Here is a 24,996-nt window from a genome sequence, read left to right on the forward strand (position 1 = left end):
GTACTGCACTCGACAGGGTGTGGGAGAGTAGGACACCGCCGGAACATCCTTTCACGAAAGCCCCCGACCACGGTCGGGGGCTTTCGTCGTTTCTATGTGTCTATCGAATGGACACCCCCAGCCGGCTCCAGGGCCGAGCTACCCCGCCGTCCCACCCGCGAATCCGTATGCGCCTGCGCCGTACGGATATTCCGCGCCACCGCCGAACTATCCGGGCCCGCCTTCGGGCTATGGGATGGCGCCCGGATACCCTGCGCTTCCGCCTACGCGACGCGCGCCAGTCGGTGGACTGCTCCAACCCCGCCGCTGTGCGAAAGATCGTGGTGACCGAACTGTGCGAGCTGCCGTCGGGCCATCCCGACTACATACGGTCGATCCTGATCTATCACTTTGTTGAGGAAATAGAGAACGCCACCTACTGTTTCGCGCTGCCCGACTGACCGCGCCCGCCGTCCCACGGTGGCGCGTTCGGTCCACGAGTGCGCGCCCCCTACACTCGTCCCGGTGCGCCTCGTGATTGCTCGCTGTCAGGTCGACTACGTCGGTCGGCTCACCGCTCATCTGCCGATGGCCCGCAGGCTGTTGATGATGAAAGCGGATGGGTCGGTGCTGGTGCATTCCGACGGTGGGTCCTACAAGCCGTTGAACTGGATGAGTCCGCCGTGCTGGCTGGAAGAGCGCGATGGCGACGGTGCGGGGGCGCTGTGGGTGGTGACGAACAAAGCCGGCGAGGAATTGCGGATCACCGTCGAGGAGATCGAGCACGACTCCAAGCATGAGCTCGGAGTGGACCCGGGGCTGGTGAAAGACGGTGTGGAGGCTCATCTTCAGGAGCTGCTCGCCGAGCATGTGCAGACACTCGGTGCGGGCTACACACTGATCCGCCGGGAGTACATGACGGCGATCGGCCCGGTCGATCTGCTGTGCCGGGACGCCGACGGCGCGACAGTCGCGGTGGAGATCAAGCGGCGCGGTGAGATCGACGGTGTCGAACAGCTCACCCGCTATCTCGAACTGCTCAACCGTGATCCGCTGCTGGCGCCGGTCGCGGGTGTGTTCGCGGCACAGCAGATCAAGCCGCAGGCGCGCACGCTCGCCGAGGACCGCGGAATCCGGTGCCTGACGCTGGATTACAACGCCCTGCGCGGCACGGAGAGCAACGAGTTCCGGCTCTTCTAAGCTGGAAGCCATGCCTCGCCGTAAACCTCGCTCAGAGCGCCGGGCGGACTCGCCGTCCGGGCGTCCGCTCGGCGATGTATTCGGGCGTACCGAGCCGGGACCCGGCGACGAAATGTACGTGGTGCGCACGATCCCCGGGACGCGCGCGAACAAGACCTACCGCTGCCCCGGTTGCGATCACGAGATCATGCCGGGTGTCGCGCATATCGTCGCCTGGCCGGCGTATGGCGGTGAAGACGACCGCAGGCACTGGCATCGCGGCTGCTGGAACGGGCGGCGAACAAGGGGTATTACGCGTCGCTGGTCCTGAATGGGGCGAGGTCGTGCTGGTGGGGCGCTCCGGCTCCGGACACGAGGAAGGCCGCCCCCGCAGGGACGGCCTTCGGTGCTGAATGTGTTTCTGTCGCCGCGAGGGCCCGAGGTCAGTTGCTGATCTCGGCGTTCTCACGCTCGTCGTCGAGGACGTCGTCGTCTTCCGGCGTGACCTCGGGGATCGCCTTGGCGCGCGAGCCCGTGACGGACTTGGTGCCGCCGCCGCTGATCGACTTGCGCTGCTGATCCGGCACACCGTCGAGCAGTTCGCTCTCCCGGTTGACCGCGGCAAGCATCGCGGGCACCGAATCCAGCTGACCACGGATGCCGAGCAGCTGGGCCAGGACCCGGCCGCGCAGCACGCGCATCTCCTCGGCCAGTTCCTTGGCGTGCGCGATCTTGCGCTCGCTGGTCTGGGTGGCGGAGGTGATGAGGCGGTTGGCCTCGTCGGTGGCGTCCTTGATCCGCTGTGCGGCCTCGGCGCGGCTGGTGGCCTCCAGCTCCTCCATGGCGCGGGTGAGCTTGGTGCGACGCTCGGCCATGGTGACTTCGAAGTCCTGCTGGGTGGCCTTGCGCTTGGCATCGGCTTCCTTGCCGAGGCGGTCGGCCTCGGCCTGGGAGGCCTCGATGATCTTCGCCGACTCGGTGCGCGCGTTCGCCAGGGTTTGCTCGAACTCGATTTCGAGCGCCTCGCGCTTTTCCTTGGTCTCGGCGAGCAGCGACTCGTACTTGCCACGCATCTCGGTGGCCTGCTGCTCGGCGATCGACACCATCTCCGCGGCCTCGGCCTGCGCGAGCGCGCGGACTTCGGACGCCTCGTCGGAGGCCAGTCGGAGCATGCGAGAAATACGGTCGCTCATGCCTTCCGCGGTGGTCGGCGGCACGGACAGCCGGTCGACCTCCTTGCGGAGCTCATCGATCTCGTCGCGCGCGTCCTCGAGCTGGCTCGCAAGATTACGAGCCTGCGCGGCGGCCGCATCACGATCGGTGGCGGTGACCCTCAGTTCGGCATCAAAACGGTCGAAATAGTTACGCACCTCGTCTTGCGCATAACCCTTGCGCACAACAGTGAAGGGCAGTGCAACGAAGCGATTGCGATCGGACTCAGGTGACGACATGGCCAACAAACTACAGCCTGAGTGGGGTAGATGGTGAGTCGACTGCGAATGTCATCGAGACGAGATCTTCCGGCCCGATGTTGGTACTAGTGCGTAACATTCGGGTTCGGCTCGACCAACTCCACCAGCACACCACCAGCATCCTTCGGGTGAACGAAGTTGATGCTGGACCCGGCGGTTCCGCCGCGCGGCGCGTCGTAGAGCAAACGCAGGCCGCGGGCGCGCAGATGTGCCGAAACGGCCTCGAGGTCGGTGACCCGGTAGGCGAGCTGCTGCAGGCCGGGTCCGCTGCGCTCGATGAACTTGGCGATGGTCGAGGTCTCGTCGAGCGGGGCCAGCAACTGCAAGGCAGTCGCTTCGTCGGCGGCGGCCGGGCACGACAGCATGGCCTCCTGCACGCCCTGCGCCTCGTTCACCTCGCGATGGGTCTCCACCATGCCGAGATTGGTGGTGTACCAGGCGACGGCGGCGTCGAGGTCCGGCACCGCGATGCCGACGTGATCGACGGCGATCACGTAGTCGGCGGGGATGAATTCGTTCGAGTCGGTAGTAGTGCTCACGCTTCGAACGTAGCGCGTACCTGCGCGGGGCTGTCGCGGCCGGACCCGCTACCGTTGAGTACGAGGCTGTCATCGCGTCACGCAGGGTCGCGTGCGCGCGGACAGATGCTGATCTACGAATGCAGTGAACTGAGAAGGCGAGGCTCGTCGTGACCAACTCCGTGATCGTGTCCGGTGCGCGTACCCCGGTCGGCCGCCTGCTCGGCGGCCTGAAGGGCTTCAGCGGTTCGGATCTCGGCGGGTTCGCCATCAAGGCTGCGCTGGAGAAGGCCGGTGTGCGCGGCGACCAGGTCGACTACGTGATCATGGGCCAGGTGCTGACCGCGGGCGCGGGCCAGATTCCCGCCCGGCAGGCGGCCGTGGCCGGTGGTATCCCGATGGATGTGCCCGCGTTGACGCTGAACAAGGTGTGTCTGTCCGGCATCAACGCCATCGCGCTCGCCGATCAGCTGATCCGCGCCGGTGAGTACGACATCGTCGTCGCCGGCGGCCAGGAGTCGATGAGCCAGGCACCGCATCTGCTGGAGAAGAGCCGTGAGGGCTTCAAGTACGGCGATGTGACGATGCGCGACCACATGGCCTTCGACGGCCTGTACGACATCTTCACCGATCAGGCGATGGGGGCACTGACCGAGACCCGCAACGATTCCGCGCCGATCAGCCGCGAGGAGCAGGACGCGTTCGCAGCGGCCTCGCACCAGCGTGCGGCCGCGGCCTGGAAGAACGGTGTGTTCGACGACGAGGTCGTGCCGGTGGCGGTGCCGCAGCGTAAGGGTGACCCGATCATGGTCGCCGAGGACGAGGGCATCCGTGCCGACACCACTGCCGAATCGCTGGGCAAGCTGCGTCCCGCGTTCCGCAAGGACGGCACCATCACCGCGGGTTCGGCCTCGCAGATCTCCGACGGCGCTGCCGCGGTCGTGGTGATGAGCAAGGCGAAGGCCGAGGAGCTCGGTCTGAGCTGGATCGCCGAGATCGGTGCCGCCGGTGTGGTGGCGGGCCCGGATTCGACGCTGCAGGATCAGCCGGCCAATGCCATTGCCAAGGCGTGCGCGCGCGCCGGTATCGACCCGGCCGAGCTGGATCTGGTGGAGATCAACGAGGCGTTCGCCGCCGTCGGTATCGCCTCTACCAGCAAGCTGGGCATCGACCCGGCGAAGGTGAACGTCAACGGTGGCGCCATCGCCATCGGCCACCCGCTCGGCATGTCGGGTGCGCGCATCGTGCTGCACCTGGCGCTGGAGCTGAAGCGCCGCGGTGGCGGTGTTGGCGCGGCTGCGCTGTGCGGTGGCGGTGGTCAGGGCGACGCGCTGATCATCAAGGTGTAGTTCGGGAATGCGCCGGTGTGCCCAGCGGGGTGTGCCGGCGCATTTGCGTACTTGGACGGCGGGTGAGGCGACGCGGAGGGCTGTATCAGCAGCGCCATGTCCGTTCTGTGCGTACCTCCGCATTCGCTCCGGCCATGCGCGATCTGAGGGCGGACTGCGTCCGGCAGCGTCGTTTGTGACCGGTTCAACTACGACTCGTCGTAGTGCATACGGCACAATGGGGGCCATGGGTTCTTACGATCTGCGTACCGTCGCGGGCAGGTTCCGGTTCTTCGCCATCCTCGAGGCGGTGTCGTGGGCCGGCCTGCTGATCGGCATGGCGTTCAAGTACATCCCCGACCCGGGTAATGAGATCGGTGTGAAGATCTTCGGCCCGGTGCACGGCGGCATCTTCGTCCTGTTCGTGCTGAGCGCGCTGCTCGCCTCGCGTGAGCTGAACTGGAACTGGAAGACCACCGTGCTCGCGCTGGCCTCCAGCATTCCGCCGTTCTGCACGGTGATTTTCGAGATCTGGGCCGCGCGCACCGGCAAGCTGGAGCAGCCGAGTGCTGCGACCGACGCCCCGGCACCCGCACGCGTGTCTTCGTGACAAACTGGAACTCGTGACTCGACCAGCCGCTCGTCGTCCTTCGCCAGCCGTCGCCGCCGCCATGTCCGGCGCGGTGGATCTGTCCAGCCTGAAGCAGCCGCCCGTTCCCGCGGGTGCGGGCCCCGAAGGCGGATACACGGTGACCGAGGCCGACTTCGAAACCAAGGTGCTTCGGCGTTCTACCCAGGTGCCGGTGGTGGTGGCGCTGTACTCGCAGCGCAGCCCCGGCAGCGTCGAACTGGTGCAGCTGCTGGAGCGGCTGGCCGGTGAAGGCGACGGCAGCTGGGATCTGGCGACCGTCGAGGCCGAAAGCAATATGCGCATCGCTCAGGCGTTCGGCGTGCAGGGCATTCCGACGGTGATCGCGGTCGCGGGTGGTCAGCCGCTGGCCGACTTCCAGGGTGCGCAGCCGGAGCCGCAGGTGCGGCAGTGGCTCGGGGCCGTGGTCGACGCCGTCGCGGGCAAGCTCGAAGGCGGCGAAGGCGAGCCGCAGCAGCCGGCCGAGGATCCGCGCTTCACCATGGCCGAGGCCCTGCTCGAACAGGGTGATCTGGCCGGCGCCGAATCGGCCTACGAGTCGATCCTGGAAGCGGAGCCGAACAACGTCGAGGCCAAGGCCGCAGTGCGGCAGGTCCGCTTCCTCGGTCGCGCCCAGCAGCTGCCGGATTCGGCGATTGCCACCGCCGACGCGGATCCCGGCAATGTCGACGCCCAACTCGACGCCGCCGACATCGAACTGTTCCACCAACGCCCCGAGGCCGCCTTCGATCGGCTGATCGGGCTGGTCAAGCGCACCGCGGGCGATGACCGCACCAAGGTCCGCACCCGGCTGCTCGAGTTGTTCGAACTGTTCGACCAGTCCGAGCCGTTCGTGGTTGCCGCGCGCCGCAAGCTGGCTGCCGCGCTGTACTGATCGTCACGCGAAGCTTCAGCCGATACTTCGAGCGCCCGCACTCCTCGTGAGTGCGGGCGCTCGCTCGCTCTACAGATCGGCGGCGAGCCACACCGCGCTCGACGGCGCCAGCGCGAGCACCGCAGACGCGGGCCGTCCGTGCCAGGGCTCCTCATCAGCGAGCACGGCACCGAGATTCCCCATCCCTGATCCGCCGTATTCGACGGCGTCGGTATTGAGGATCTCGGTCCAGCGGCCGGCGGTGGGGAGGCCCACCCGGTACTTGTCGTGGGCCGAGCCGGAGAAGTTGTAGACGCAGGCGATGACGGAGCCGTCGGTGCCGTAGCGCAGAAACGCCAGCACATTGTGTTCGCGGTCGTCGGCTTCGATCCAGGAATGCCCGCCGGGTGTGGTGTCCTGGGTCCACAGCGCCGGGTGCGCCCGGTAGACGGTGTTGAGATCGCGGACGACGGCCAGCACGCCGCGGTGCAGCGGATTGTCGAGTTCGTGCCAGTCCAGGCCGCGGTCGTGCGACCATTCGCGGAACTGGCCGAATTCCTGGCCCATGAACAGCAGTTGTTTGCCGGGGTGGGCCCACATGTAGGCCAGCAGGGCGCGCACGCCGCTCGCCTTGGCGTAGTCGTCGCCGGGCATTCGGGTCCACAGCGTGCCCTTGCCGTGCACCACCTCGTCGTGGCTGATGGGCAGCACGTAGTTCTCGCTCCAGGCGTACATCAGCGAGAAGGTGATCTCGTTGTGGTGCCAGGATCGGTGGATCGGGTCGCGGCGCAGATACCCGAGGGTGTCGTGCATCCAGCCCATATTCCATTTCATGGAGAAGCCGAGGCCGCCGACTTCGATGGCGCGGGTGACGCCGGGCCAGGTGGTGGATTCCTCGGCGATGGTGAGGACGCCGGGGTGCTCGCTGCGGATGCGGTCGTTGAGTTCGGTGAGGAAGTCGACGGCTTCGAGGTTTTCCCGGCCGCCGTGCACGTTCGGTTCCCATTCGCCGTCGGGGCGCGAGTAGTCGAGGTAGAGCATCGAGGCGACGGCGTCCACGCGCAGGCCGTCGATATGGAATTCCTCGATCCAGTAGCGGGCATTGGCGATCAGGAAGTTGCGCACCTCGTTGCGGCCGAAGTCGAAGACATAGGTGCCCCAGTCGAGTTGTTCGCCGCGGCGTGGGTCGGCGTGCTCGTAGAGGGGGGTGCCGTCGAAGCGGGCCAGCGCCCATTCGTCGCGCGGGAAGTGCGCGGGCACCCAGTCCAGCAGGACACCGATGCCCTGATCGTGCAGATGATCGACGAAGGCGCGGAAATCGTCGGGGGTGCCGAATCGGGCGGTCGGGGCGTAGTACGAGGTGACCTGGTAGCCCCAGGATCCGCCGAAGGGATGTTCGGCGACGGGCAGCAGTTCGATATGGGTGAAGCCGGCCTCGCGCACGTATTCGGCGAGCTGCCCGGCCAGTTCGCGGTAGCCGAGGCCGGGGCGCCACGAGCCGAGGTGGATTTCGTAGACGCTCAGCGGTGCGCGAGCTGGTTCGGTCGCGGCGCGGGTGGCGAGCCAGGCGTCGTCGGACCACACATAGTGCGATTCGGTGATGACCGAGGCCGTAGCGGGCGGAACCTCGGTCGCGAAGGCGACCGGGTCGGCGTGGTCGACGATGCGGCCGTCGGCGCCGTGCACGCGGTACTTGTATCGAGTGCCGGGCCCGACGCCGGGGACGAACACCTCCCAGATCCCGGAGCTGCCCAGCGACCGCATGGGTGTGCTGGTGCCGCTCCACCCGTCGAAATCGCCCATCACGCTGACGCCGCGTGCGTTCGGTGCCCACACCGCGAACGAGGTGCCGGTCACCTCGCCGTCGAGGGTGGTGTAGCGCCGCGGATGCGCGCCGAGCACCTCCCACAGCCGCTGATGGTTGCCTTCGCCGATGAGATGCAGATCGAGTTCGCCGAGGGTGGGCAGGAAGCGGTAGCCGTCGGCTTCGACGACGGTCTGCCCGCCCGGGTAGGTGGTGACGACGCGGTAGTCCATCAGCTCCGGATACGGCAGCACACCGGCGAAGATCCCGTGTCCGAGCGAGTCGAGCCGATGCTCGTCGGTGCCGACCCGGGCCGTCACCGTGTCGGCGTGTGGGCGCAGTACCCGGACCACGGTGCCGTCCGGATGGGGGTGGGCGCCGAGGACGGTGTGCGGATCGGGGTGGGTGCCCGCCGCGAGCAGCATCAGGTCGCGGCGTTTCACCGCCGGACCCTGCTCATCCGAAGTTCCTGCGGAAGGCCAGTTCGGTGCGGGCGGGCTGGGGGACCGGTGGCAGCGCGAGGATATGCGCGACGGCCTTGGTCGGGTCGAGGCGCACGTAGTTGGTCTGCGCCCAGTGGTATTCCTCGCCGCTGACCTCGTCGTAGACGACCGGATGGTCATGCCATTCGCGGCCGATGGCGGGCAGATCCAGCGAGAGCATGCCGTATTCGGCGGCGAACGGGTTGAGGTTCACCACCACCAGTACGGCGTCGCCGGTGGCCGGATCGAACTTCGAGTAGGCCAGCATGGCGTCGTTGTCGATGTGGTGGAAATGCAGGCAGCGCAGTTGGCGAAGAGCCGGATGGTTGCGCCGGATCTCGTTGAGCCTGGTCAGCCACGGCTCCAGCGATTCGCCGCGGGCCAGCGCCTCGGCGAACGGGCGCGGGCGCAGCTCGTACTTCTCCGAGTCCAGGTATTCCTCGCTGCCCGGCCGCACGGCCTGGTGCTCGAACAATTCGAAGCCGGAGTACACGCCCCAGGCCGGTGCGAGGGTCGCGGCGAGGGCGGCGCGGATGGCGAACATGCCCGGCCCGCCGTGTTGCAGGCTCTCGTGCAGGATGTCGGGGGTGTTGACGAAGAGGTTGGGGCGCGCTTCGTCGGCCTTGGCGGCCAGCTCGAGACCGAATTCGGTGAGTTCCCATTTGCTGACGCGCCAGGTGAAATAGGTGTAGGACTGGCTGAATCCGCGCCGCGCCAGCCCGTACAGCCGGGCCGGGCGGGTGAATGCTTCGGACAGGAACACCACGTCGGGGTCGGTGCGGCGCACCGTGGTGATCAACCATTCCCAGAAGTCGGCGGGTTTGGTGTGCGGGTTGTCGACACGGAAGATCGTGACGCCGAGGTCGATCCAGTGCCGGACAACGCGCAGCACTTCGGCGTAGAGACCGTCGGGATCGTTGTCGAAGTCGACGGGATAGATGTCCTGGTACTTCTTCGGCGGATTCTCCGCGTAGGCGATGGTGCCGTCGGGCAGGGTCGTGAACCATTCGGGATGCTCGCGCACCCACGGATGATCGGGAGCGCATTGCAGGGCGAGGTCGAGGGCCACTTCGAGGCCCAGCCGGTCGGCGGCGGCGACGAAATCGGCGAAATCGTCCGCGGTGCCGAGTTCGGGGTGGATGGCGTCGTGGCCGCCGTCGGCCGAGCCGATCGCCCACGGTGAGCCGACATCGCCGGGTTCGGCGGTGAGCGCGTTGTTGGGACCCTTGCGGTTCACCGCGCCGATCGGGTGGATCGGCGGCAGGTAGACGACATCGAAGCCCATCGCCGCGATTCGTGGCAGATCCTTGGCCGCGGTGGCGAAACTGCCGTGGACCGGGTTGCCTTCGGCGTCGCGCCCGCCGGTGGAGCGGGGGAAGAATTCGTACCAGGCGCCGTAGAGCGCGCGCTGACGTTCGACAAGCACGGTGTGCTGAGATCCACGGGTGACCAGGTCGCGTAGCGGGGTGGCGCGCAGGATGTCGGCGACGTCATCGGTGAAGGCGGCGGCGACTCGGGCCGGAAGCTGTTCATCGCTGCGCAGGGCGGCCGCGACCGCGCGCAGGCGCTCGAACTGCTTCTTCGGCACCGCCTGGGCAGCGCGATCGAAGAGCTGGGCGCCCAGTTCCAGATCGTTGTCCAGATCGGCGGCGCTCTGGCCGACGGCCAGTTTCGCCTCCACCGCGGCCCGCCAGGTGGCGATCGGATCGAGCCAGCCTTCGATGCGGAAGGCCCAGGTACCCGGCGTGTTCGGAGTGAAGGTGGCATTGAAGACGTCGGGCTCGTAGTCCGGTGTCATCCGGATGCGCAGGGCCCGCGAGGACCCCGGCCCGCGCACCGCGAGCGTGGCGGCCACCGCGTCGTGTCCCTCGCTCCACACCACGGCGCGCACCGGGAACACCTCGCCGACGACGGCCTTGGCGGGCCGGCCTCCGGGGATGAACGGGGCAGTGTCATCGATAGCGATGCGGCCGGTCACGTCCCCAACCGTACCGGTCGCGCCTGCGGACGAGGTGATGAGCGCACCGAGCGGAATCCCGGGCCCGCATTGTTGGGTAGGGTTCGGCTGGTGAAGGCACTGCGTCGGTTCACAGTCCGCGCCCATCTGCCCGAGCGTCTGGCGGCGCTTGGCGAGTTGTCGACGAATCTGCGCTGGTCATGGCATGGTCCGACCCAGGATCTGTTCGCAGAGTTGGACCCGGCACGCTGGCTCGAGGTGGGCCACGATCCGGTACGGATGCTCGGCGAGGTGCCGCGCGAACGGCTCGACGAGCTGGCCGCCGATCCCGGCTACACCGCCAGGGTGGACGCCGCCGCGGCGGATCTGCGCGAGTATCTGGCCACGCCCGGCTGGTTCCAGCGGCGCGGTTCGCAGGTGCGTGGTGTCGCCTACTTCTCCATGGAATTCGGTGTCACCGAAGTGCTGCCGAACTATTCCGGCGGGCTCGGCATCCTGGCGGGTGATCACCTCAAGGCCGCTTCCGACTTGGGGCTGCCGCTGATCGGTGTCGGGTTGCTGTACCGCTCGGGCTATTTCCGGCAGTCGCTGACCGCCGACGGCTGGCAGGCCGAACATTATCCGGCGCTGGACCCGCAGGGCTTGCCGCTGCGCCTGCTGACGGTTGAGGGTTCGCCGGTGCTGATCCATGTGGGGATGCCGGATCGCCGCGTGCTGCGGGCTCGGGTATGGATCGCCCAGGTGGGCCGGGTGCCGTTGCTGTTGCTGGATTCCGATATCGCCGATAACGATCCCGAACTGCGCGCGGTCACCGACCGCCTCTACGGCGGCGACCAGGACCACCGGATCAAACAGGAGATCCTGGCCGGAATCGGCGGTGTGCGCGCGGTGCGTGCCTACACCCGCGCCGAGGGGCTGCCCGATCCGGACGTCTTCCATATGAACGAGGGCCACGCCGGTTTCCTCGGACTGGAACGCATCCGCGAATACGTGTCGGCCGGACTCGATTTCGACGCCGGGCTGGCCGCGGTGCGTGCGGGCACGGTGTTCACCACCCACACGCCGGTGCCCGCGGGGATCGACCGGTTCCCGATGCCGATGGTGCGCAGGTATTTCGGCGGCCCGCACGGGGAAGCGGAATCCTCGCTGCTGCCGGGGCTGTCGGTGGATCGCATCGTCGCGCTGGGGCGTGAATCGGATCCGTCGGTGTTCAATATGGCGCATATGGGACTGCGGCTGGCCCAGCGCGCCAATGGTGTGTCGCGGCTGCACGGTGAGGTCAGCCGGGAGATGTTCGCCTCGCTGTGGTCCGGGTTCGATGCCGCCGAAGTGCCGATCGGCTCGATCACCAACGGTGTGCACGCGCCCACCTGGGCGGCACCGGAGTGGATCGAGAAGGCGCGTGAACGCATCGGTGCCGAACTCGTCGAGGAGGCGCGCGGCTGGGAGAAGCTGCGCGATATCGAGTCCGCTGATCTGTGGTCGACCCGCAACACTTTGCGCGCCACCCTGGTCGCCGAGGTGCGTCGCAGGCTGCGCCTGTCGTGGTTGCAGCGCGGTGCCGCCGAGGCCGAATTGGGCTGGATCGACGGCGTTTTCGATCCCGACGTGCTGACTGTCGGCTTCGCCCGCCGGGTGCCGACCTACAAACGGCTGACGCTGATGCTGCGCGACCCGCAGCGCTTGCGTTCGATGCTGTTGGACCCCGACCGTCCGGTGCAGCTGGTGGTGGCGGGGAAGAGCCATCCGGCCGACGACGGCGGCAAGGCGCTCATCCAGCAAGTGGTGCGTTTCGCCGACGACCCCGAGGTGCGACACCGCATCGTCTTCCTGCCCGACTACGACATGTCCATGGCCCGCTACCTGTACTGGGGCTGTGATGTGTGGCTGAACAATCCGCTGCGCCCGCTCGAGGCCTGCGGCACCTCCGGGATGAAGTCCGCGCTCAATGGCGGACTCAATCTGTCCATCCGGGACGGCTGGTGGGACGAGATGTACGACGGTGAGAACGGCTGGGCCATCCCCACCGCCGACGGTATCCGCGACGAGCACCGCCGCGACGATCTCGAGGCCGCCGCCCTCTACGACCTGTTCGAACGTTCGGTCGCGCCACGTTTCTACGACCGCGACGGCGACGGCATGCCGGTGCGCTGGGTGGAGATGGTGCGCCACACCCTGCAAACGCTCGGACCGAAGGTGCTGGCCTCGCGCATGGTGCGCGATTACGCCCTCGACTATTACGCGCCCGCCGCAGCGGCCTGCCGCAGCGCCGTCGCCGACGATTTCGCCGGGGCACGTGCGGCCGCCGAGTACCGGCGCCGGATCGAATCGGCGTGGCCGTCGGTGCGGGTGGTCCAGGTCGACAGCGCGGGACTGCCGGACACGCCGATCATCGGAGCGCCGCTGTCGTTGACGGCGCGGATCGACCTCGGTGGACTTTCCCCCGACGATGTCGCGGTGCAGGCGGTGCTCGGGCGGGTCTCACCTGCCGACGATCTGTCCGATGTCACCACGATGGCGATGAAGCACACCGGGTCCGATTCCGGGCTCGAGCTGTTCGAGATCGAGACGCCGGTGCCGCTGTCGGGCGCGGTCGGTTACACCGTGCGGGTACTGCCGCACAGTGAGCTGCTCGCCTCGGACGCCGAACTGGGATTGGTTGCGGCGCCTGGTGCGTGAGTGAGGTGGGCGAGTAACCGAGCGTCACGCATATCACTGTTTTCGGTGGCTGACCAGGGTTGTTGGTCCAGTATCGGATAACGTCTCGGAGCACCCGCTCACTCGTTCCCGACTGGAGTACCCCCATGGCCATCGACGTGCTGACCCGAACCCGGGGTCGTATCGATAAATATTTCGGTGTCAGCTCGAACGGTTCGACCGTCAGACGTGAGTTGATGGCGGGCACGGTCACGTTCCTGGCCATGTCCTACGTGCTCGCGGTCAACCCGTCGGTGCTCGGCGACCACGGCGTACTCGGTGAGCTGGGCATTCCGACGCAGGCGGTGTTCACCGCGACCGCGGTGGCGGCGGTGTTCGGCACGCTGGTGATGGGCTTGTGGGCGAAGTATCCGGTCGCGCTGGCGCCGGGTATGGGCCTCAACGCGTTCTTCGCCTATTCGGTGGTGCTCGGGATGGGGATTCCGTGGCAGGTGGCGTTGTCGGGGACGTTGCTGTCGGGCATCATCTTCTTCATCCTCGCGGTGACCAAGGTGCGCGAACGCATCCTCAACGCGATTCCCATGCAGATGAAGCTCGCGGTCGGGGCGGGTATCGGCATGTTCGTGGCGTTCCTTGGACTGAAGAACGCGGGGATCGTCGTCGCCAACGACGCCACCTTCGTCGCGCTGGGTGATTTCACCAAGGGCACCACCCTGCTCGCGCTGTTCGGGCTGGTCGTGACAGTGGCGTTCGTGGTCATCGGCTGGCATGGCGCAGTGCTGTACGGCATCGTGCTGACCACGGCCGTCGGCATGGTCAGCGGACTGGTCGATATGCCGGAGGGGATCGCGGCCCTGCCGCGTGGGCTGGACGAGACCTTCGGACAGGCGATCATCCATCTGCCCGACGCGTTCACCGGGCAGATGATCGTGGTCGTGCTGACCATGCTGTTCGTCGACTTCTTCGACGCCTCCGGCACGTTGATCGGCGTCGCGAATCAGGCCGGGCTGCTGGACAAGGACGGCAAGCTGCCGCGCGCGGCGAGTGCGCTGGCCGCCGATTCGGTGGGCACCACCGCGGGCGCGATCATCGGTACCTCCACCACCACGGCCTATGTGGAATCGACCGCAGGTGTGTCCGCGGGTGGTCGCACGGGGTTGACGGCGGTCGCGACGGCGGGCTGGTTCGCGGTCGCGATGTTCTGTTTCCCGGTGTTCGAGGTGGTCGCGAAGTCCGGTGCGGTGACGTCGGCGGCGCTGATCGTCGTCGGTGTGCTCATGGCCCGCGCGCTGGGTGAGATCGATTGGCAGCGGCTCGAGTTCGCCGTGCCCGCCTTCATCACGATCATCATGATGCCGCTGACCTATTCGATCGCGAACGGCCTGGCCATGGGCATGCTGTTCTATCCGGTGGTCATGGTCGCGAAGGGCAAGATCAAGGAGGTCCATCCGGCCATGTGGGGCCTGATGGTGATCTTTCTCGGATATTTCTTCTTTCTTGCGGAATAGGTTCGCAGGGTCGCGCAGTTGGTGTCCGACGTGAAACAATCGGACCGTAGTCCGCTTCTTTGCGAAGCTAACGGGTTCCGATCGGCAGACGGCACGATGATGAGGACAGACTGATGACCACCAAATCGACGCTCGAGCGTCTGAACGTCAAGACCCCCTACGACACCATCTCCTCCGACATCGGACTGCTGGTCCTGCGCGTCGTCTTCGGCGGCCTGCTGGCGGCGTACGGCGCACAGAAACTCTTCGGCTGGTTCGACGGGCCCGGCCACGCCAACACCGTCGCCATGTTCGAGGGCATGGGATACAACCCCGGTGAGCTGTTCGGCACGCTCGCCGGGCTGACCGAGCTCGTCGGCGGCCTGATGCTGGCCCTCGGTCTGCTGACCCCGCTGGCCGCGGCCATCGTCCTCGGCACCATGATCAACGTCATCAACCAGATGTGGAGCGGTGGGCTGCTCACCGGCCAGGGTTGGTCGGACGGCCTGCTGTTCGCGGCCGTCGCCGCAGCCCTTGCCTTCACCGGCCCGGGCCGGTTCTCGCTCGACTACGGCCGTCCGTGGTACCGCGTCGGGTTCGCCTGGGGCGCGGGCGCGGTGGTGCTCGCGGTGGTGGTAGCTGTGCTGACCTTGATCCTCAAGGGTGCGCTGTAGTCCTTCAGATGTGGTCAGTGCGGCGCGGTGATGCGATCACCGCGCCGCATTGGTGTTTCCGGGAGTGGAGTCGCTCCGGACTCGGGCGGACGGGCCGCGTGCGGATATGACCGATAGGATCGGCCTGCTCGAAAGATCGGACTAGGAGGGCGCAAGTGCAACCGGGTTCGGTCTTTGCTGGATATCAGATCGAACGCAGGCTCGGCCGCGGCGGCATGGGGTCGGTCTACCTCGCCAAACATCCGCGGCTACCGCGCCGCACCGCGCTCAAGCTGCTGAATCCGGATCTGTTCGACGACAAGGAAACCAGGGCCAGATTCGAACGCGAGGCCGATCTCGCGGCGCAGCTCGACCATCCGAACATCGTGACCGTGTTCGATCGTGGGGTCGAGGACTCGCAGCTGTGGATCTCGATGCAGTACATCGACGGGATCGACGCCGCTTCACTCGATCCGAACACGCTGCCGGTCATGCGCGCGGTGCAGATCATCACCGACATGGCGCAGGCGCTAGATTTCGCGCACAGCATGGGTGTGCTGCACCGTGATGTGAAACCGGCGAACATCCTGCTCTCCAATGCGCATACCGGGCCCGAGCGGGTCTACCTCACCGACTTCGGGATCGCCCGCCTTCGCGACGACGGCGGCCATCTCACCCAGACCGGTTCGTTCACCGCGACCATCGCCTACGCCTCGCCCGAACAGCTCACCGGCGGTCCGCTCGATCACCGCACCGATCAGTATTCGCTGGCCTGCAGCCTGTTCTGGATGCTGACGGGCACTGCGCCGTTCAACTCGCCGCATCCGGTGGCTGTCATCCAGGGCCATCTCCAGCATTCGCCGCCGGCGCTGAGCAGCGTCCGGCTCGGTCTGCCCGCGGCATTGGACGCGGTCATGGCCCGGGCGCTGGCCAAACGTGCGGGCGGAAGATTCGGCAGCTGCGCCGAATTCGCGGAGGCGGTACGGGCGGCGTTGTCAGGGGCGGCGCCGGTCTCGGGATCGCATGCTCGGGTGGCGGCGACGATGCAGGCGCCGATGGCGACGGCGCAGGGGCAGCGGATCCTCGCGCAGCCGCAGCCGCAGGGACAGTCGCAGTCGCAGGTACAGCCGCAGTCGCAATCGCAGCCGAGCCCGCACGCACACCTTCAGTCGCGGCCGGGCGACCTGGGCCCCGGCATGGTCGGCTCAGGCGCACTTGGTAGTGGGGCTGGCCCACTCGGTACCAACCCCGGCCCGGTCGGCACGGGTCCCGGTGTGGTCGGTACGAACCTCGGTACGGTCGGCGCGGGCCGTGGTGTGGCCGGTACCAACCCCGGTACCCCCGGCACCAACCCCGGTGCGGTCGGTAACCGCCCCGGTATGCGACCGATGAACGGTCCGCTCACTCCGCCTCGCCGGCAGGCGTATTCGCCGCCCACGGGACAGATTTCGGCGACGACCGGCGCGCTGTCCTCGATGCGTCCGGCCGATGCCGGTGGGGTGCGCTCGCGCAAGAAGCTCGATATCGGGCTGTCGGTGGCGGCGGTGCTGGCCGTCATCGCGGTGATCGTGGCGCTGGTCGTCATGAACATCCCCGACGACACCGGCCCCGCACCGGCAGAGGCGATCAGTACCGAGTTCCCGAATATGGTGCCGGATACCTCGCCGGGCAACGGTTTCGACGGCGCCGGTTGCGTGTCACACGATTCCGCGCGTGACAAAGAGCTATGGGAGGGCCAGAGCGCCGCGGGCCCGGATTTCGGTGCGTGGTCGGCGGCTTGGGGCTGCTTGGGCAATGACGGCCTCACCGCGATCTCGTACTTCCTTGTCGAGTACGAGACCGCAGACGAAGCGCGGCGAGTGCTCGACCGATTGCAACCGATCGACATCACCCACGACGCCAAGGACGGGGTGATGTACCCGAATTACCATCTGCCGCAGTCCATGGGGCACCAGCACACCATGATGACCAGCTTCCCCGGCCCGAACCGCGGCACCTTCCTGCTGTACACCAGGGGAATGCACAAATCCCCAGAGGACTTCATGGATTGGTGGAAGTCGTTACCGCTGGCGTGAACCGGATGGTGCCCTCGAAGCGCCGATGTCACACACCTGCGGTCTGCATCGTCATCTCCACGTCGACATCACACTGACAAAGGAGACGATCGTGACGATCGAGATCAGCAACCCCGACGGTCTGCACGACCCGACCGGTTTCGGCTACAGCCACGTGGCGCGCGTGCGCGGCGAACTGGTCTTCATTGCCGGCCAATACGATTCCGATGCCGAGGGCCACACCACCAGCGAGGACTTCGCGGCACAGGTGGACCGTGCCTTCGACAACCTCGGTATCGCCCTGCGATCGGTCGGTTTGGACTACGCCGACGTCGCCCAGCTGCGCACCCACATCGTCGACCACGACCTGCCCAAGCTGGGCGTGCTCGGCCAGAAGATCGCCGAGATCTGGGGCAAGCAACCGCCGACCCAGACATTGACCGGCGTCGCCGCACTCGCTTTGCCGGGCATGTTGTTCGAGGTGGACGCGGTCGCGGTGCGGGATTGATCGCGGGTTTCGTTCCGGCCCGCCGGTACCTCAGACCTTCGCGGCGGCGGTGAGCCGCTGCAAAGCCTTCGCGACCACCTCGGGATCGCTGGTCTCCCAGTACGGCGGCAACGACGCGCGCAGGTAGCCGCCGTAGCGGGCGGTGGCCAGGCGGGAGTCGAGGATGGCGACTACGCCGCGGTCGTCGACGCTGCGGAGCAGGCGGCCGGTGCCCTGAGCCAGGAGCAGCGCGGCGTGGCTGGCGGCGACGGACATGAAGCCGTTGCCGCCGCGGGATTCGACGGCACGCTGACGTGCGGTGAGCAGCGGGTCGTCGGGGCGGGGGAACGGGATGCGGTCCAGGATCACCAGACTCAGCGACGGGCCGGGCACGTCCACGCCCTGCCACAGCGACAGGGTGCCGAACAGGGAGGTCTCCGGGTCGTCGGCGAATTTGCGGACCAGGGCGCCGGTGGAGTCCTCGCCTTGGCACAGCACGGGCGTGTCCAGGCGATTGCGCAGCACCTCGGTGGCCGCCTTGGCCGCGCGCATGGACGAGAACAGGCCGAGCGTGCGCCCACCGGCCGCGGTGATCAGCCGCTCGATCTCGTCGAGATAGGCGGGGGACAGGCCGTCGCGGCCCGGTGCGGGTAGATGCTTGGCGACGTACAGGATTCCGGACTTCGCGTGGTCGAACGGTGAGCCGACATCGAGGGAGGTCCAGCGCACCGTCTCGTTGTCCGACGGCGCTTCGGCGCCATTGGCGGTGGCGGTATCGGTGCGGCTGGACGACTGCGCGGGCAGCCCCCAGGTGATGGCGAGACCGTCGAAGGAACCGCCGATCTGCAACGTCGCCGAGGTCAGCACCACCGTCGACGCGCCGAACAAGCGGCTGCGCAGCAACCCGCCCACCGACAGCGGGGCCATCCGCAATGTGCGGCGGGTGACGCCGCGCAGTTCGTCGGCGGCCAGCCACACCACGTCGCGGCGAGCCGCCGCATCGGGTTCGTCGAAAGCGGTGAGGGCGCGCACCGCGGCGTCGTGCACCTCCTCGACAGCGGCCACAGCGCGGGTGCGGGCCGCGGCGGTATCGGCGTCGCCCTGTGCGGTGGTGCCGCCCTGCGGTGCGAGCGCGGTGTGCGCATTCCACGCGGCGTCGCGGACCAGCGCGAGGACCGGGGCGATCCCGTCGGGCATGGCATCCCAGCGGCTCGGGCCCATATCGTCGAGCGCGGCGTGCAGGGCATCACCCGCGGCTTCGAGGCGGTCGACTTCTTGTTCGTCGATGAGCTTGGTGCAGCGGCGGGCCGCGGCGGTGATCGCGACGGCCGACAGTTCGGCGGTGGCGACACCGGTGACCCTGTCGACCAGTTCGTGCGCCTCGTCCACCACGACCACATCGTGTTCGGGAAGCACCTGTATACCGCTGATCGCATCGATGGCCAGTAGAGCATGGTTGGTGACCACGACGTCGGCCTGGGCGGATTCGGCCCTGGCCTTCTCGGCGAAGCAGTCCTGGCCGAACGGGCACCGCGATTTGCCAAGGCATTCTCGCGAGGAGACGCTGACCTGGCGCCAGGCCCGGTCGGAGACGCCGGGAGTGAGGTCGTCGCGGTCGCCGGTTTCGGTGTCGGAGGCCCATTCGTTGAGCCGCTGCACCTCGCGCCCGAGCCGCGAGACCGCGAACGCGTCGAACAGTTCGGCCTCGGCCGGTTCCTCGGGGATCGCGCTGTTGATTTTGTTCAGGCACAGATAGTTGTTGCGGCCCTTGAGGATCGCGAACTGTGGGATCCGGCCGAGCGGTTTGCCGAGCGCGTCGGCGAGCCGGGGCAGATCCCGATCGACCAGCTGACGTTGCAGCGCGATCGTCGCCGTGGACACCACGACCGTGCGTCCGGTGCGTACCGCGTGCCGCAAGCTGGGGACCAGGTAGGCCAGTGATTTGCCGGTACCCGTCCCGGCCTGCACCGCCAGATGCTCCTTGGTGTCGATCGCGTGATCGACTGCGGCGGCCATTGATACCTGCCCCGGCCGTTCCTTGCCGCCGAGCGCGGTGACGGCGGTCGACAACAGGGCCGGGACGGGCGGAAGTTCTGGCACCCCGGCAGCCTACTGCGCCGCACCGACAACCCGTGTCCGGTCGGCGGGCGGGGTCACGGGGTTGGCGATAACCCGCTGGCTCAGTTCTCTAGCGCACCTTCGAGCTCGACTCCCGCCCCACGCAGCTGCTCCAGCGCCTTCTCGGTGGTCTCGGCCGCGACACCTGCGGTGAGACCCAGCAGCACACGAGTATCGAACCCGGCGGCCGCGGCGTCCAGCGCGGTGGCGCGCACACAGTGATCGGTGGCGATCCCGACGACGTCCACCGCGTCGATATCGCGCGCCCGCAGCCAGTCGGCCAGCGCGCTCCCGTCGTCGGCAGCACCTTCGAATCCGGAGTAGGCCGCGGCATAGGCGCCCTTGGAGAACACCTCCTGGACCGGCGTGATGTCGAGGTTCGGATGGAACTCGGCGCCGGCTGTGCCGACCAGGCAGTGCGGCGGCCAGCTGTCCACGAAATCGGGCTGTTCGGAGAAATGAGCACCCGGATCGACGTGGAAATCGCGGGTCGCGACCACCGCCGCATAGTCGCCGGCGCGTGCCCGCGCGTGCGCGCCGATCCGCTCAGCCACCCGCGCCCCGCCCGCGACGGCCAGCGATCCGCCCTCGCAGAAATCGTTCTGCACGTCCACGATCACCAAAGCTCGACCCATCACAACCTCCTACGCACCAATTCTGCCCCCCACGATCGGCCGCCGCCGCCCCACAAACGCACGCACCCGCCGCGAGTGGTACCTGGCTGCGGCGTTTCGCGAGAAGGGCCCGCGCTCAGGTACCACTCGTCGCTCAGGAGAGGAAGGTGGTGGGGATGGCGGGGTCGCCTGCGGAGAGTTTGAGGCCTTCCCAGGGGAGGGCGACCAGGCCATAGGCGACGAGGTCGCGGCTCTCGGACAGGGTCGGCTGGTCGATGATCTTGCCCTCGCGGACCATGGGCACCATCAGCTCGCGCATCTCGAATCCGTTCGCGGCGGGACGTTCGCCTGCCGCGGGATAGATGATCTCTTCGACGATGGTGCCGGTGCGCCGCGCCAGCCGGATCGCGCGCTTGGTGCCACCGCGCGACTCCTTGTGGCTGCTGCGTTTGGCGACCGGGACGCCGTCCACCTCGACCAGCTTGTAGACCATCCCCGCGGTCGGCGCGCCGGAGCCGGTGACCAGCGAGGTGCCGACCCCGTAGACGTCCACCGGTTCGGCGCGCAGCGCGGCGATCGCGTACTCGTCGAGATCGCCGGACACCACGATGCGCGTCTTGGTCGCGCCCAGCTCGTCGAGCTGATTGCGCACTTGCCGGGCCAGCACGCCCAGGTCACCGGAGTCGATGCGGACACCGCCGAGCTCCGGTCCGGCGACCTCGATGGCGGTGGCGACGCCCCTGGTGATGTCGAAGGTGTCGACCAGCAGGGTGGTGCCGATGCCGAGCGCCTCGATCTGGCTGCGGAACGCGGCTGCTTCGTGTGCGCCGTCCGCGCCGCTGTGCAGCAGGGTGAACGCGTGCGCGCTGGTGCCCGCGCCGGGCACACCGAATCGGCGTACCGCCTCCAGGTTCGAGGTCGCGTCGAAACCGGCCAGATAGGCGGCGCGGGCGCTGGCCGGTGCGGCGAGTTCATGGGTGCGCCGCGAGCCCATCTCGATCATCCGGCGTCGCGCTGCCGCACTGACCATGCGGGCGGCCGCCGACGCGATGGCACTGTCGTGATTGAGGATCGACAGGGCCAGGGTCTCCAGCAGCACGCATTCGGCGAAGCTGCCGCGTACCGACAGGATCGGTGATCCGGGGAAATACAGCTCACCCTCGGCGTAGCCGTCGATATCGCCGGTGAAGCGGAATTCGCGCAACCAGTCGAGGGTGGTGTCGTCGAGGAATCCGGCGACGATCTCCAGCTCTTCTTCGCCGAAATGGAAGTTCCCCAGCGCCTCGAGCAAGCGTGCGGTTCCGGCGACGACGCCATAGCGGCGCCCATGTGGCAAACGCCTGGCGAACAGTTCGAAGGTGCACTGCCGATGCGCGGAACCGTCGGCCAGCGCGGCGGCGAGCATGGTCAGTTCGTACTGATCGGTCAGCAGGGCGGTGCTGCGGCCGTCGTCGCGGAGATCCACGCTGTCACTGTAATGCGAGCGAGGTGCCCGTCGGCGTCGCTGCGCATGGTGTGCGGGCCGGTCGCGCATCATAGGGCCCGAAGGGCCGTGGTCAGGGCCGAAACGGCCGAATCGATCATGCTCGGGTGTTGTGTATTCGGGTGCTAGTCGTACCCTTGACGTTATGGCCTTGTGCAATACGGCACCCCGCTATCGGATGGACGTGGCCCGTGTCGGCACCGTCGTGGTCGCCGCGAACGCGACGCTGTCCGCACAGGCGACCCCCGAAGCGGTGGAATACACCGAAATCCTGGAGGCGGAAGACCGACCGTGGGTCACGGTCGTCTGGGACGACCCGGTCAACCTCATGCACTACGTCGCCTACATTTTCCAGAAGCTGTTCGGCTACAGCAAAGCCAAGGCGACCGAGCTGATGCTCAAGGTGCACAACGAGGGCAAGGCGGTCGTATCGTCCGGCTCGCGGGACAAAATGGAACAGGACGTCCGGCGCCTGCATGCCGCAGGGCTGTGGGCGACCATGCAGCGTGACGACTGACTCGGACGGCTACCGTAGCGACGTGCGTAAGTGGAGCCGGAAGAATTCGCTGAGCGGTCTCAAACTGCGATCCGATATGGACGCCCGGGAAGCCGGCGTGCTGCGGTCGCTGGTCGGTGCGGTGTCCGGGCTACTCACCGAGCGAGCCGCCTCGGCGCCGGATGACGATCTCGCCGCCCTCACCGGTCTGCGCACCGGTAACACCGCCCCACCCGACGACCCGCGCCTCATGCGACTGCTGCCCGATTTTCACCGCAGCGAACCCGGTTCCCCCGACGCCGACCGCGCCGACCTCAACAGCGCCCTGCGCGGATTGCACGAACCCGAGATCATCGACGCGAAAATCGCCGCGGGCGCCGTCGTCCTCGACACCTGCCCCACCGATGGCGGCCGCATCATCATCACCCCCGAACAAGCCGACGCTTGGCTCACCGCCCTCACAGACGTCCGCCTGGCCCTCGGCGCGGTCCTCGGCATCGACGCCGACACGCCCGAACAGTTCGACGCCGATGATCCGCGCGCCCCGCATCTGGACGTCTACCACTGGCTGACCTGGATGCAGGACTCACTGCTGCAGGCCTTGGCACCTTAGGTCGCGTCGACCCGAAGGGCGAAGGATGTGGGGCCTGCACGTGCGGTGTCGACGGTAGCGTCGGCGGGAGGACCGGCGACAAGGAGTTCTCGTGAATGCGGTGGCGGGCGCGCGAAATTCGTTGACGGATGTGGCGGGTGTATTGGTGGGGCACCACCATGTGCTCGATGAGGATGCGACGGTCGGGTCAGGGGCGGCGACCGGCTCTACCGTGATCCGCGTTCCGGGTGGGGCGGTGGCGGCCGTCGATGTGCGCGGGGGAGGGCCGGGCACCCGGGAGACCGATGTGCTGGATCCGGTGAATACGGTGCGGCGGGCCGACGCTGTGTTGTTGACCGGGGGGAGTGCGTACGGGCTCGCGGCGGCTGATGGGGTGATGCGGTGGCTGGAGGAGAACGGGGCCGGGATTCCGATGGATCCGACCGATCCCAGCCGGGTGGTGCCGATCGTGCCGGGGGCGGTGATCTTCGATCTTCCGGTGGGAGACTGGAACATTCGGCCGACCGCCGAGTTCGGTTATCGGGCTGCGGCCGATGCTGCCGTTGAGTTCGAGCGCGGGACGGTCGGTGCGGGTGTCGGCGCGCGGGCGGGGGCGATCAAGGGCGGGATCGGTAGTGCGAGCGTAGTGCTCAGTGACGGTGCGGCGGCCGGGATGACGGTCGCCGCGCTCATGGTCGCCAACCCCGTCGGCTCGGTTTTCGATCCACGCACCGGTCTGCTCTGGGGCGCGGGCACCGACGGCCCCGACCACTTCGGCCTCGGTCCCGCGACCCCCGAACAGCTCGCCGTCGCCAACGCCCTCCCGGTCAAGGGCACGGTCCTCAACACCACCATCGGTGTCGTCGCCACCGACGCACCCCTGGACACAGTCGGCGCCCGCCGCCTGGCCACCACCGCCCACGACGGCCTCGCCCGCGCCATCCGTCCCGCCCATTCCCCGCTCGACGGCGACACCATCTTCGCCCTGGCCACCGGGACCGCCACCGCACCCGAACCCCCGCCCCTGCCGCCGGCTTTCCCCAACGATCTACTCGTCCTCGACCAGCTCTGCACCGCCGCCGCCGTCTGCGTGGAACGCGCGATCGTCGACGCCATCCTCTCGGCCCGCTCGATCGCCGGGATCCCGTCGTACGGCGAGCTGTTTCCAGGCTGAGGTCGTCACCATCGCTGTAGCACGCTCGATCGCGCGGTCCTGCTGCGCCCGCGATCGGAGTCGCCGAGAGTCCGCGACCCGCCAACTCGCGATCCCCCCAGCTCGCCGCCCCCGGCAGGAGCCAGATTCAGCGCGTCCGGAATACCCGAATACCCTGACTCGTTGTCGGCTGTGTCAGGTCGGTGACGGCTGTGCGGATATGCGGAAGGGTTCGATTGTGCTCGTGATCAGGGCCGACCTCGTGGATGCGATGGTGGCGCACGCTCGCGCCGACCACCCGGACGAGGCATGCGGTGTTATTGCGGGGCCGGAGGGCTCGGATCGCCCGGAGCGTTTCGTGGCCATGATCAATGCCGAGCGTTCACCCACCTTCTATCGCTTCGACTCGGGCGAGCAGCTGAAGGTGTGGCGCGCGATGGACGACGCCGACGAGGTCCCCGTGGTGATCTACCACTCGCACACCGCGACCGAGGCCTATCCGAGCCGCACCGATGTGTCCTACGCCTCCGAGCCGGATACCCACTACGTGCTGGTCTCCACCCGTGATCCCGAGCAGCACGAGCTGCGCAGTTACCGGATCCTGGACGGCGAGGTCACCGAAGAACCGGTGAAGATCGTCGACAGCTACGAAAACAACTGACCACCAACGATATTCGCAAGTTCAACCGAGGAGTTCACCGATGCCGGTAACCGTGTCCATTCCGACCATCATGCGCCCCCTGACCGGAGGTGAGAAGCGGGTCGAGGCCGAGGGTGCCACGCTGTCGGCGCTGATCGATCACCTGGACACCAATTTCTCGGGGCTCAAGGATCGGCTGCTCTCCGGCGGCAAGCTCAACCGCTACGTCAACATCTACGTCGACGACGAAGACGTGCGTTTCACCGGCGGCCTGGAGGCCGAGGTGCCCGAGGGCGCGAGCGTCACCATCCTGCCCGCCGTCGCCGGAGGCTAGATCCCT

23 protein-coding genes are annotated in these 24,996 nt (G+C 67.7%); 16 read left to right on the forward strand and 7 right to left on the reverse strand.

From position 1 onward, the window contains the following. Positions 1–230: 230 nt before the first annotated feature. The 3 genes from ACFXNW_RS19315 to ACFXNW_RS19325 all read left to right on the forward strand — a co-directional run bounded on the left by ACFXNW_RS19315 (position 231) and on the right by ACFXNW_RS19325 (position 1,489). Positions 231–440 carry a hypothetical protein gene (locus ACFXNW_RS19315; RefSeq protein ID WP_379419096.1) on the forward strand — a complete coding sequence of 70 codons (210 nt, stop codon included), beginning with the start codon at positions 231–233 and terminating at the stop codon, positions 438–440. Between the two features lie 64 nt (positions 441–504). Next, a complete protein-coding gene (gene nucS, locus ACFXNW_RS19320; RefSeq protein ID WP_280235771.1) occupies positions 505–1,179 on the forward strand; it encodes an endonuclease NucS in 675 nt (224 codons plus the stop codon). A gap of 10 nt (positions 1,180–1,189) precedes the next feature. Next, positions 1,190–1,489 (forward strand): ATP/GTP-binding protein, encoded by a 300-nt coding sequence (locus ACFXNW_RS19325; RefSeq protein ID WP_379419097.1) that lies wholly within the window; start codon positions 1,190–1,192, stop codon positions 1,487–1,489. A gap of 112 nt (positions 1,490–1,601) precedes the next feature. Here ACFXNW_RS19325 and ACFXNW_RS19330 read toward each other — a convergent pair whose 3' ends face one another. Both ACFXNW_RS19330 and mce read right to left on the reverse strand, forming a co-directional pair. Then, positions 1,602–2,609, reverse strand: coding sequence for a hypothetical protein (locus ACFXNW_RS19330; protein ID WP_379419098.1), 1,008 nt, complete (start codon positions 2,607–2,609; stop codon positions 1,602–1,604). A gap of 86 nt (positions 2,610–2,695) precedes the next feature. Then, complete coding sequence (gene mce, locus ACFXNW_RS19335) at positions 2,696–3,169, reverse strand: methylmalonyl-CoA epimerase (protein WP_379419099.1); 474 nt, start codon at positions 3,167–3,169, stop codon at positions 2,696–2,698. 149 nt (positions 3,170–3,318) lie between these two features. On the opposite strand from mce, the gene ACFXNW_RS19340 reads away from it, so the two are divergent. The 3 genes from ACFXNW_RS19340 (at position 3,319) to ACFXNW_RS19350 (ending at position 5,999) form a co-directional block, all read left to right on the forward strand. Then, positions 3,319–4,497, forward strand: coding sequence for an acetyl-CoA C-acetyltransferase (locus ACFXNW_RS19340; protein WP_379419100.1), 1,179 nt, complete (start codon positions 3,319–3,321; stop codon positions 4,495–4,497). Positions 4,498–4,714: 217 nt separating this feature from the next. Beyond that, entirely contained in the window at positions 4,715–5,086 is a 372-nt protein-coding gene (locus ACFXNW_RS19345; RefSeq protein WP_379419101.1) for a DUF3817 domain-containing protein, read from the forward strand. A 61-nt stretch (positions 5,087–5,147) separates the two neighbouring features. Continuing rightward, a complete protein-coding gene (locus tag ACFXNW_RS19350) occupies positions 5,148–5,999 on the forward strand; it encodes a tetratricopeptide repeat protein (RefSeq protein WP_379419448.1) in 852 nt (283 codons plus the stop codon). Positions 6,000–6,068: 69 nt separating this feature from the next. On the opposite strand, the gene glgB is transcribed toward ACFXNW_RS19350, so the two are convergent. Next, complete coding sequence (glgB, locus tag ACFXNW_RS19355; RefSeq protein ID WP_379419449.1) at positions 6,069–8,207, reverse strand: 1,4-alpha-glucan branching protein GlgB; 2,139 nt, start codon at positions 8,205–8,207, stop codon at positions 6,069–6,071. A gap of 31 nt (positions 8,208–8,238) precedes the next feature. Then, positions 8,239–10,242 carry a maltotransferase domain-containing protein gene (locus ACFXNW_RS19360; RefSeq protein ID WP_379419102.1) on the reverse strand — a complete coding sequence of 668 codons (2,004 nt, stop codon included), beginning with the start codon at positions 10,240–10,242 and terminating at the stop codon, positions 8,239–8,241. A 90-nt stretch (positions 10,243–10,332) separates the two neighbouring features. Here ACFXNW_RS19360 and glgP point away from each other — a divergent pair, with 90 nt between their 5' ends. From glgP to ACFXNW_RS19385, 5 genes are all read left to right on the forward strand, one after another. After that, positions 10,333–12,900, forward strand: coding sequence for an alpha-glucan family phosphorylase (glgP, locus tag ACFXNW_RS19365; protein WP_379419103.1), 2,568 nt, complete (start codon positions 10,333–10,335; stop codon positions 12,898–12,900). A 125-nt stretch (positions 12,901–13,025) separates the two neighbouring features. Next, entirely contained in the window at positions 13,026–14,387 is a 1,362-nt protein-coding gene (locus ACFXNW_RS19370; protein WP_379419104.1) for an NCS2 family permease, read from the forward strand. 113 nt (positions 14,388–14,500) lie between these two features. Further along, positions 14,501–15,040 carry a DoxX family protein gene (locus ACFXNW_RS19375; RefSeq protein WP_379419105.1) on the forward strand — a complete coding sequence of 180 codons (540 nt, stop codon included), beginning with the start codon at positions 14,501–14,503 and terminating at the stop codon, positions 15,038–15,040. 155 nt (positions 15,041–15,195) lie between these two features. Then, positions 15,196–17,094, forward strand: coding sequence for a serine/threonine-protein kinase (locus tag ACFXNW_RS19380; RefSeq protein WP_379419106.1), 1,899 nt, complete (start codon positions 15,196–15,198; stop codon positions 17,092–17,094). A gap of 91 nt (positions 17,095–17,185) precedes the next feature. Continuing rightward, positions 17,186–17,581: a RidA family protein gene (locus tag ACFXNW_RS19385; protein ID WP_379419107.1), complete on the forward strand. Its 396-nt coding sequence runs from the start codon at positions 17,186–17,188 to the stop codon at positions 17,579–17,581. A gap of 30 nt (positions 17,582–17,611) precedes the next feature. On the opposite strand, the gene ACFXNW_RS19390 is transcribed toward ACFXNW_RS19385, so the two are convergent. The 3 genes from ACFXNW_RS19390 to ACFXNW_RS19400 all read right to left on the reverse strand — a co-directional run bounded on the left by ACFXNW_RS19390 (position 17,612) and on the right by ACFXNW_RS19400 (position 21,697). Then, positions 17,612–19,660 carry an ATP-dependent DNA helicase gene (locus ACFXNW_RS19390; RefSeq protein WP_379419108.1) on the reverse strand — a complete coding sequence of 683 codons (2,049 nt, stop codon included), beginning with the start codon at positions 19,658–19,660 and terminating at the stop codon, positions 17,612–17,614. An 80-nt stretch (positions 19,661–19,740) separates the two neighbouring features. Beyond that, on the reverse strand, positions 19,741–20,313 hold the full coding sequence (locus ACFXNW_RS19395) for an isochorismatase family protein (RefSeq protein ID WP_379419109.1): 573 nt from the start codon (positions 20,311–20,313) through the stop codon (positions 19,741–19,743). Positions 20,314–20,446: 133 nt separating this feature from the next. Next, positions 20,447–21,697 (reverse strand): nicotinate phosphoribosyltransferase, encoded by a 1,251-nt coding sequence (locus ACFXNW_RS19400; protein ID WP_379419450.1) that lies wholly within the window; start codon positions 21,695–21,697, stop codon positions 20,447–20,449. 256 nt (positions 21,698–21,953) lie between these two features. Here ACFXNW_RS19400 and clpS point away from each other — a divergent pair, with 256 nt between their 5' ends. The 5 genes from clpS (at position 21,954) to ACFXNW_RS19425 (ending at position 24,990) form a co-directional block, all read left to right on the forward strand. Next, positions 21,954–22,292: an ATP-dependent Clp protease adapter ClpS gene (gene clpS / locus ACFXNW_RS19405; RefSeq protein WP_379419451.1), complete on the forward strand. Its 339-nt coding sequence runs from the start codon at positions 21,954–21,956 to the stop codon at positions 22,290–22,292. Between the two features lie 22 nt (positions 22,293–22,314). After that, on the forward strand, positions 22,315–22,884 hold the full coding sequence (locus tag ACFXNW_RS19410) for a DUF2017 domain-containing protein (protein WP_379419452.1): 570 nt from the start codon (positions 22,315–22,317) through the stop codon (positions 22,882–22,884). Positions 22,885–22,975: 91 nt separating this feature from the next. Beyond that, entirely contained in the window at positions 22,976–24,037 is a 1,062-nt protein-coding gene (locus ACFXNW_RS19415) for a P1 family peptidase (RefSeq protein WP_379419110.1), read from the forward strand. A gap of 217 nt (positions 24,038–24,254) precedes the next feature. After that, on the forward strand, positions 24,255–24,677 hold the full coding sequence (locus tag ACFXNW_RS19420; RefSeq protein ID WP_379419111.1) for a Mov34/MPN/PAD-1 family protein: 423 nt from the start codon (positions 24,255–24,257) through the stop codon (positions 24,675–24,677). A gap of 40 nt (positions 24,678–24,717) precedes the next feature. Continuing rightward, positions 24,718–24,990: a MoaD/ThiS family protein gene (locus ACFXNW_RS19425; protein ID WP_379419112.1), complete on the forward strand. Its 273-nt coding sequence runs from the start codon at positions 24,718–24,720 to the stop codon at positions 24,988–24,990. Positions 24,991–24,996 lie beyond the last annotated feature (6 nt).

Source organism: Nocardia sp. NPDC059180, from assembly GCF_042754945.1.
In the GTDB taxonomy this organism is placed as follows: domain Bacteria; phylum Actinomycetota; class Actinomycetes; order Mycobacteriales; family Mycobacteriaceae; genus Nocardia.

Coding starts and splice junctions, on each gene's coding strand:
- ACFXNW_RS19325 (WP_379419097.1), top strand. CDS start 1,190: ATGCCTCGCCGTAAACCTCGCTCAGAGCGCCGGGCGGACTCGCCGTCC.
- ACFXNW_RS19395 (WP_379419109.1), bottom strand. CDS start 20,313: ATGGGTCGAGCTTTGGTGATCGTGGACGTGCAGAACGATTTCTGCGAG.
- ACFXNW_RS19375 (WP_379419105.1), top strand. CDS start 14,501: ATGACCACCAAATCGACGCTCGAGCGTCTGAACGTCAAGACCCCCTAC.
- clpS (WP_379419451.1), top strand. CDS start 21,954: ATGGACGTGGCCCGTGTCGGCACCGTCGTGGTCGCCGCGAACGCGACG.
- ACFXNW_RS19345 (WP_379419101.1), top strand. CDS start 4,715: ATGGGGGCCATGGGTTCTTACGATCTGCGTACCGTCGCGGGCAGGTTC.
- ACFXNW_RS19370 (WP_379419104.1), top strand. CDS start 13,026: ATGGCCATCGACGTGCTGACCCGAACCCGGGGTCGTATCGATAAATAT.
- ACFXNW_RS19315 (WP_379419096.1), top strand. CDS start 231: ATGGGATGGCGCCCGGATACCCTGCGCTTCCGCCTACGCGACGCGCGC.
- ACFXNW_RS19400 (WP_379419450.1), bottom strand. CDS start 21,697: ATGCTCGCCGCCGCGCTGGCCGACGGTTCCGCGCATCGGCAGTGCACC.
- glgB (WP_379419449.1), bottom strand. CDS start 8,207: ATGCTGCTCGCGGCGGGCACCCACCCCGATCCGCACACCGTCCTCGGC.
- ACFXNW_RS19425 (WP_379419112.1), top strand. CDS start 24,718: ATGCCGGTAACCGTGTCCATTCCGACCATCATGCGCCCCCTGACCGGA.
- ACFXNW_RS19350 (WP_379419448.1), top strand. CDS start 5,148: ATGTCCGGCGCGGTGGATCTGTCCAGCCTGAAGCAGCCGCCCGTTCCC.
- ACFXNW_RS19330 (WP_379419098.1), bottom strand. CDS start 2,609: ATGTCGTCACCTGAGTCCGATCGCAATCGCTTCGTTGCACTGCCCTTC.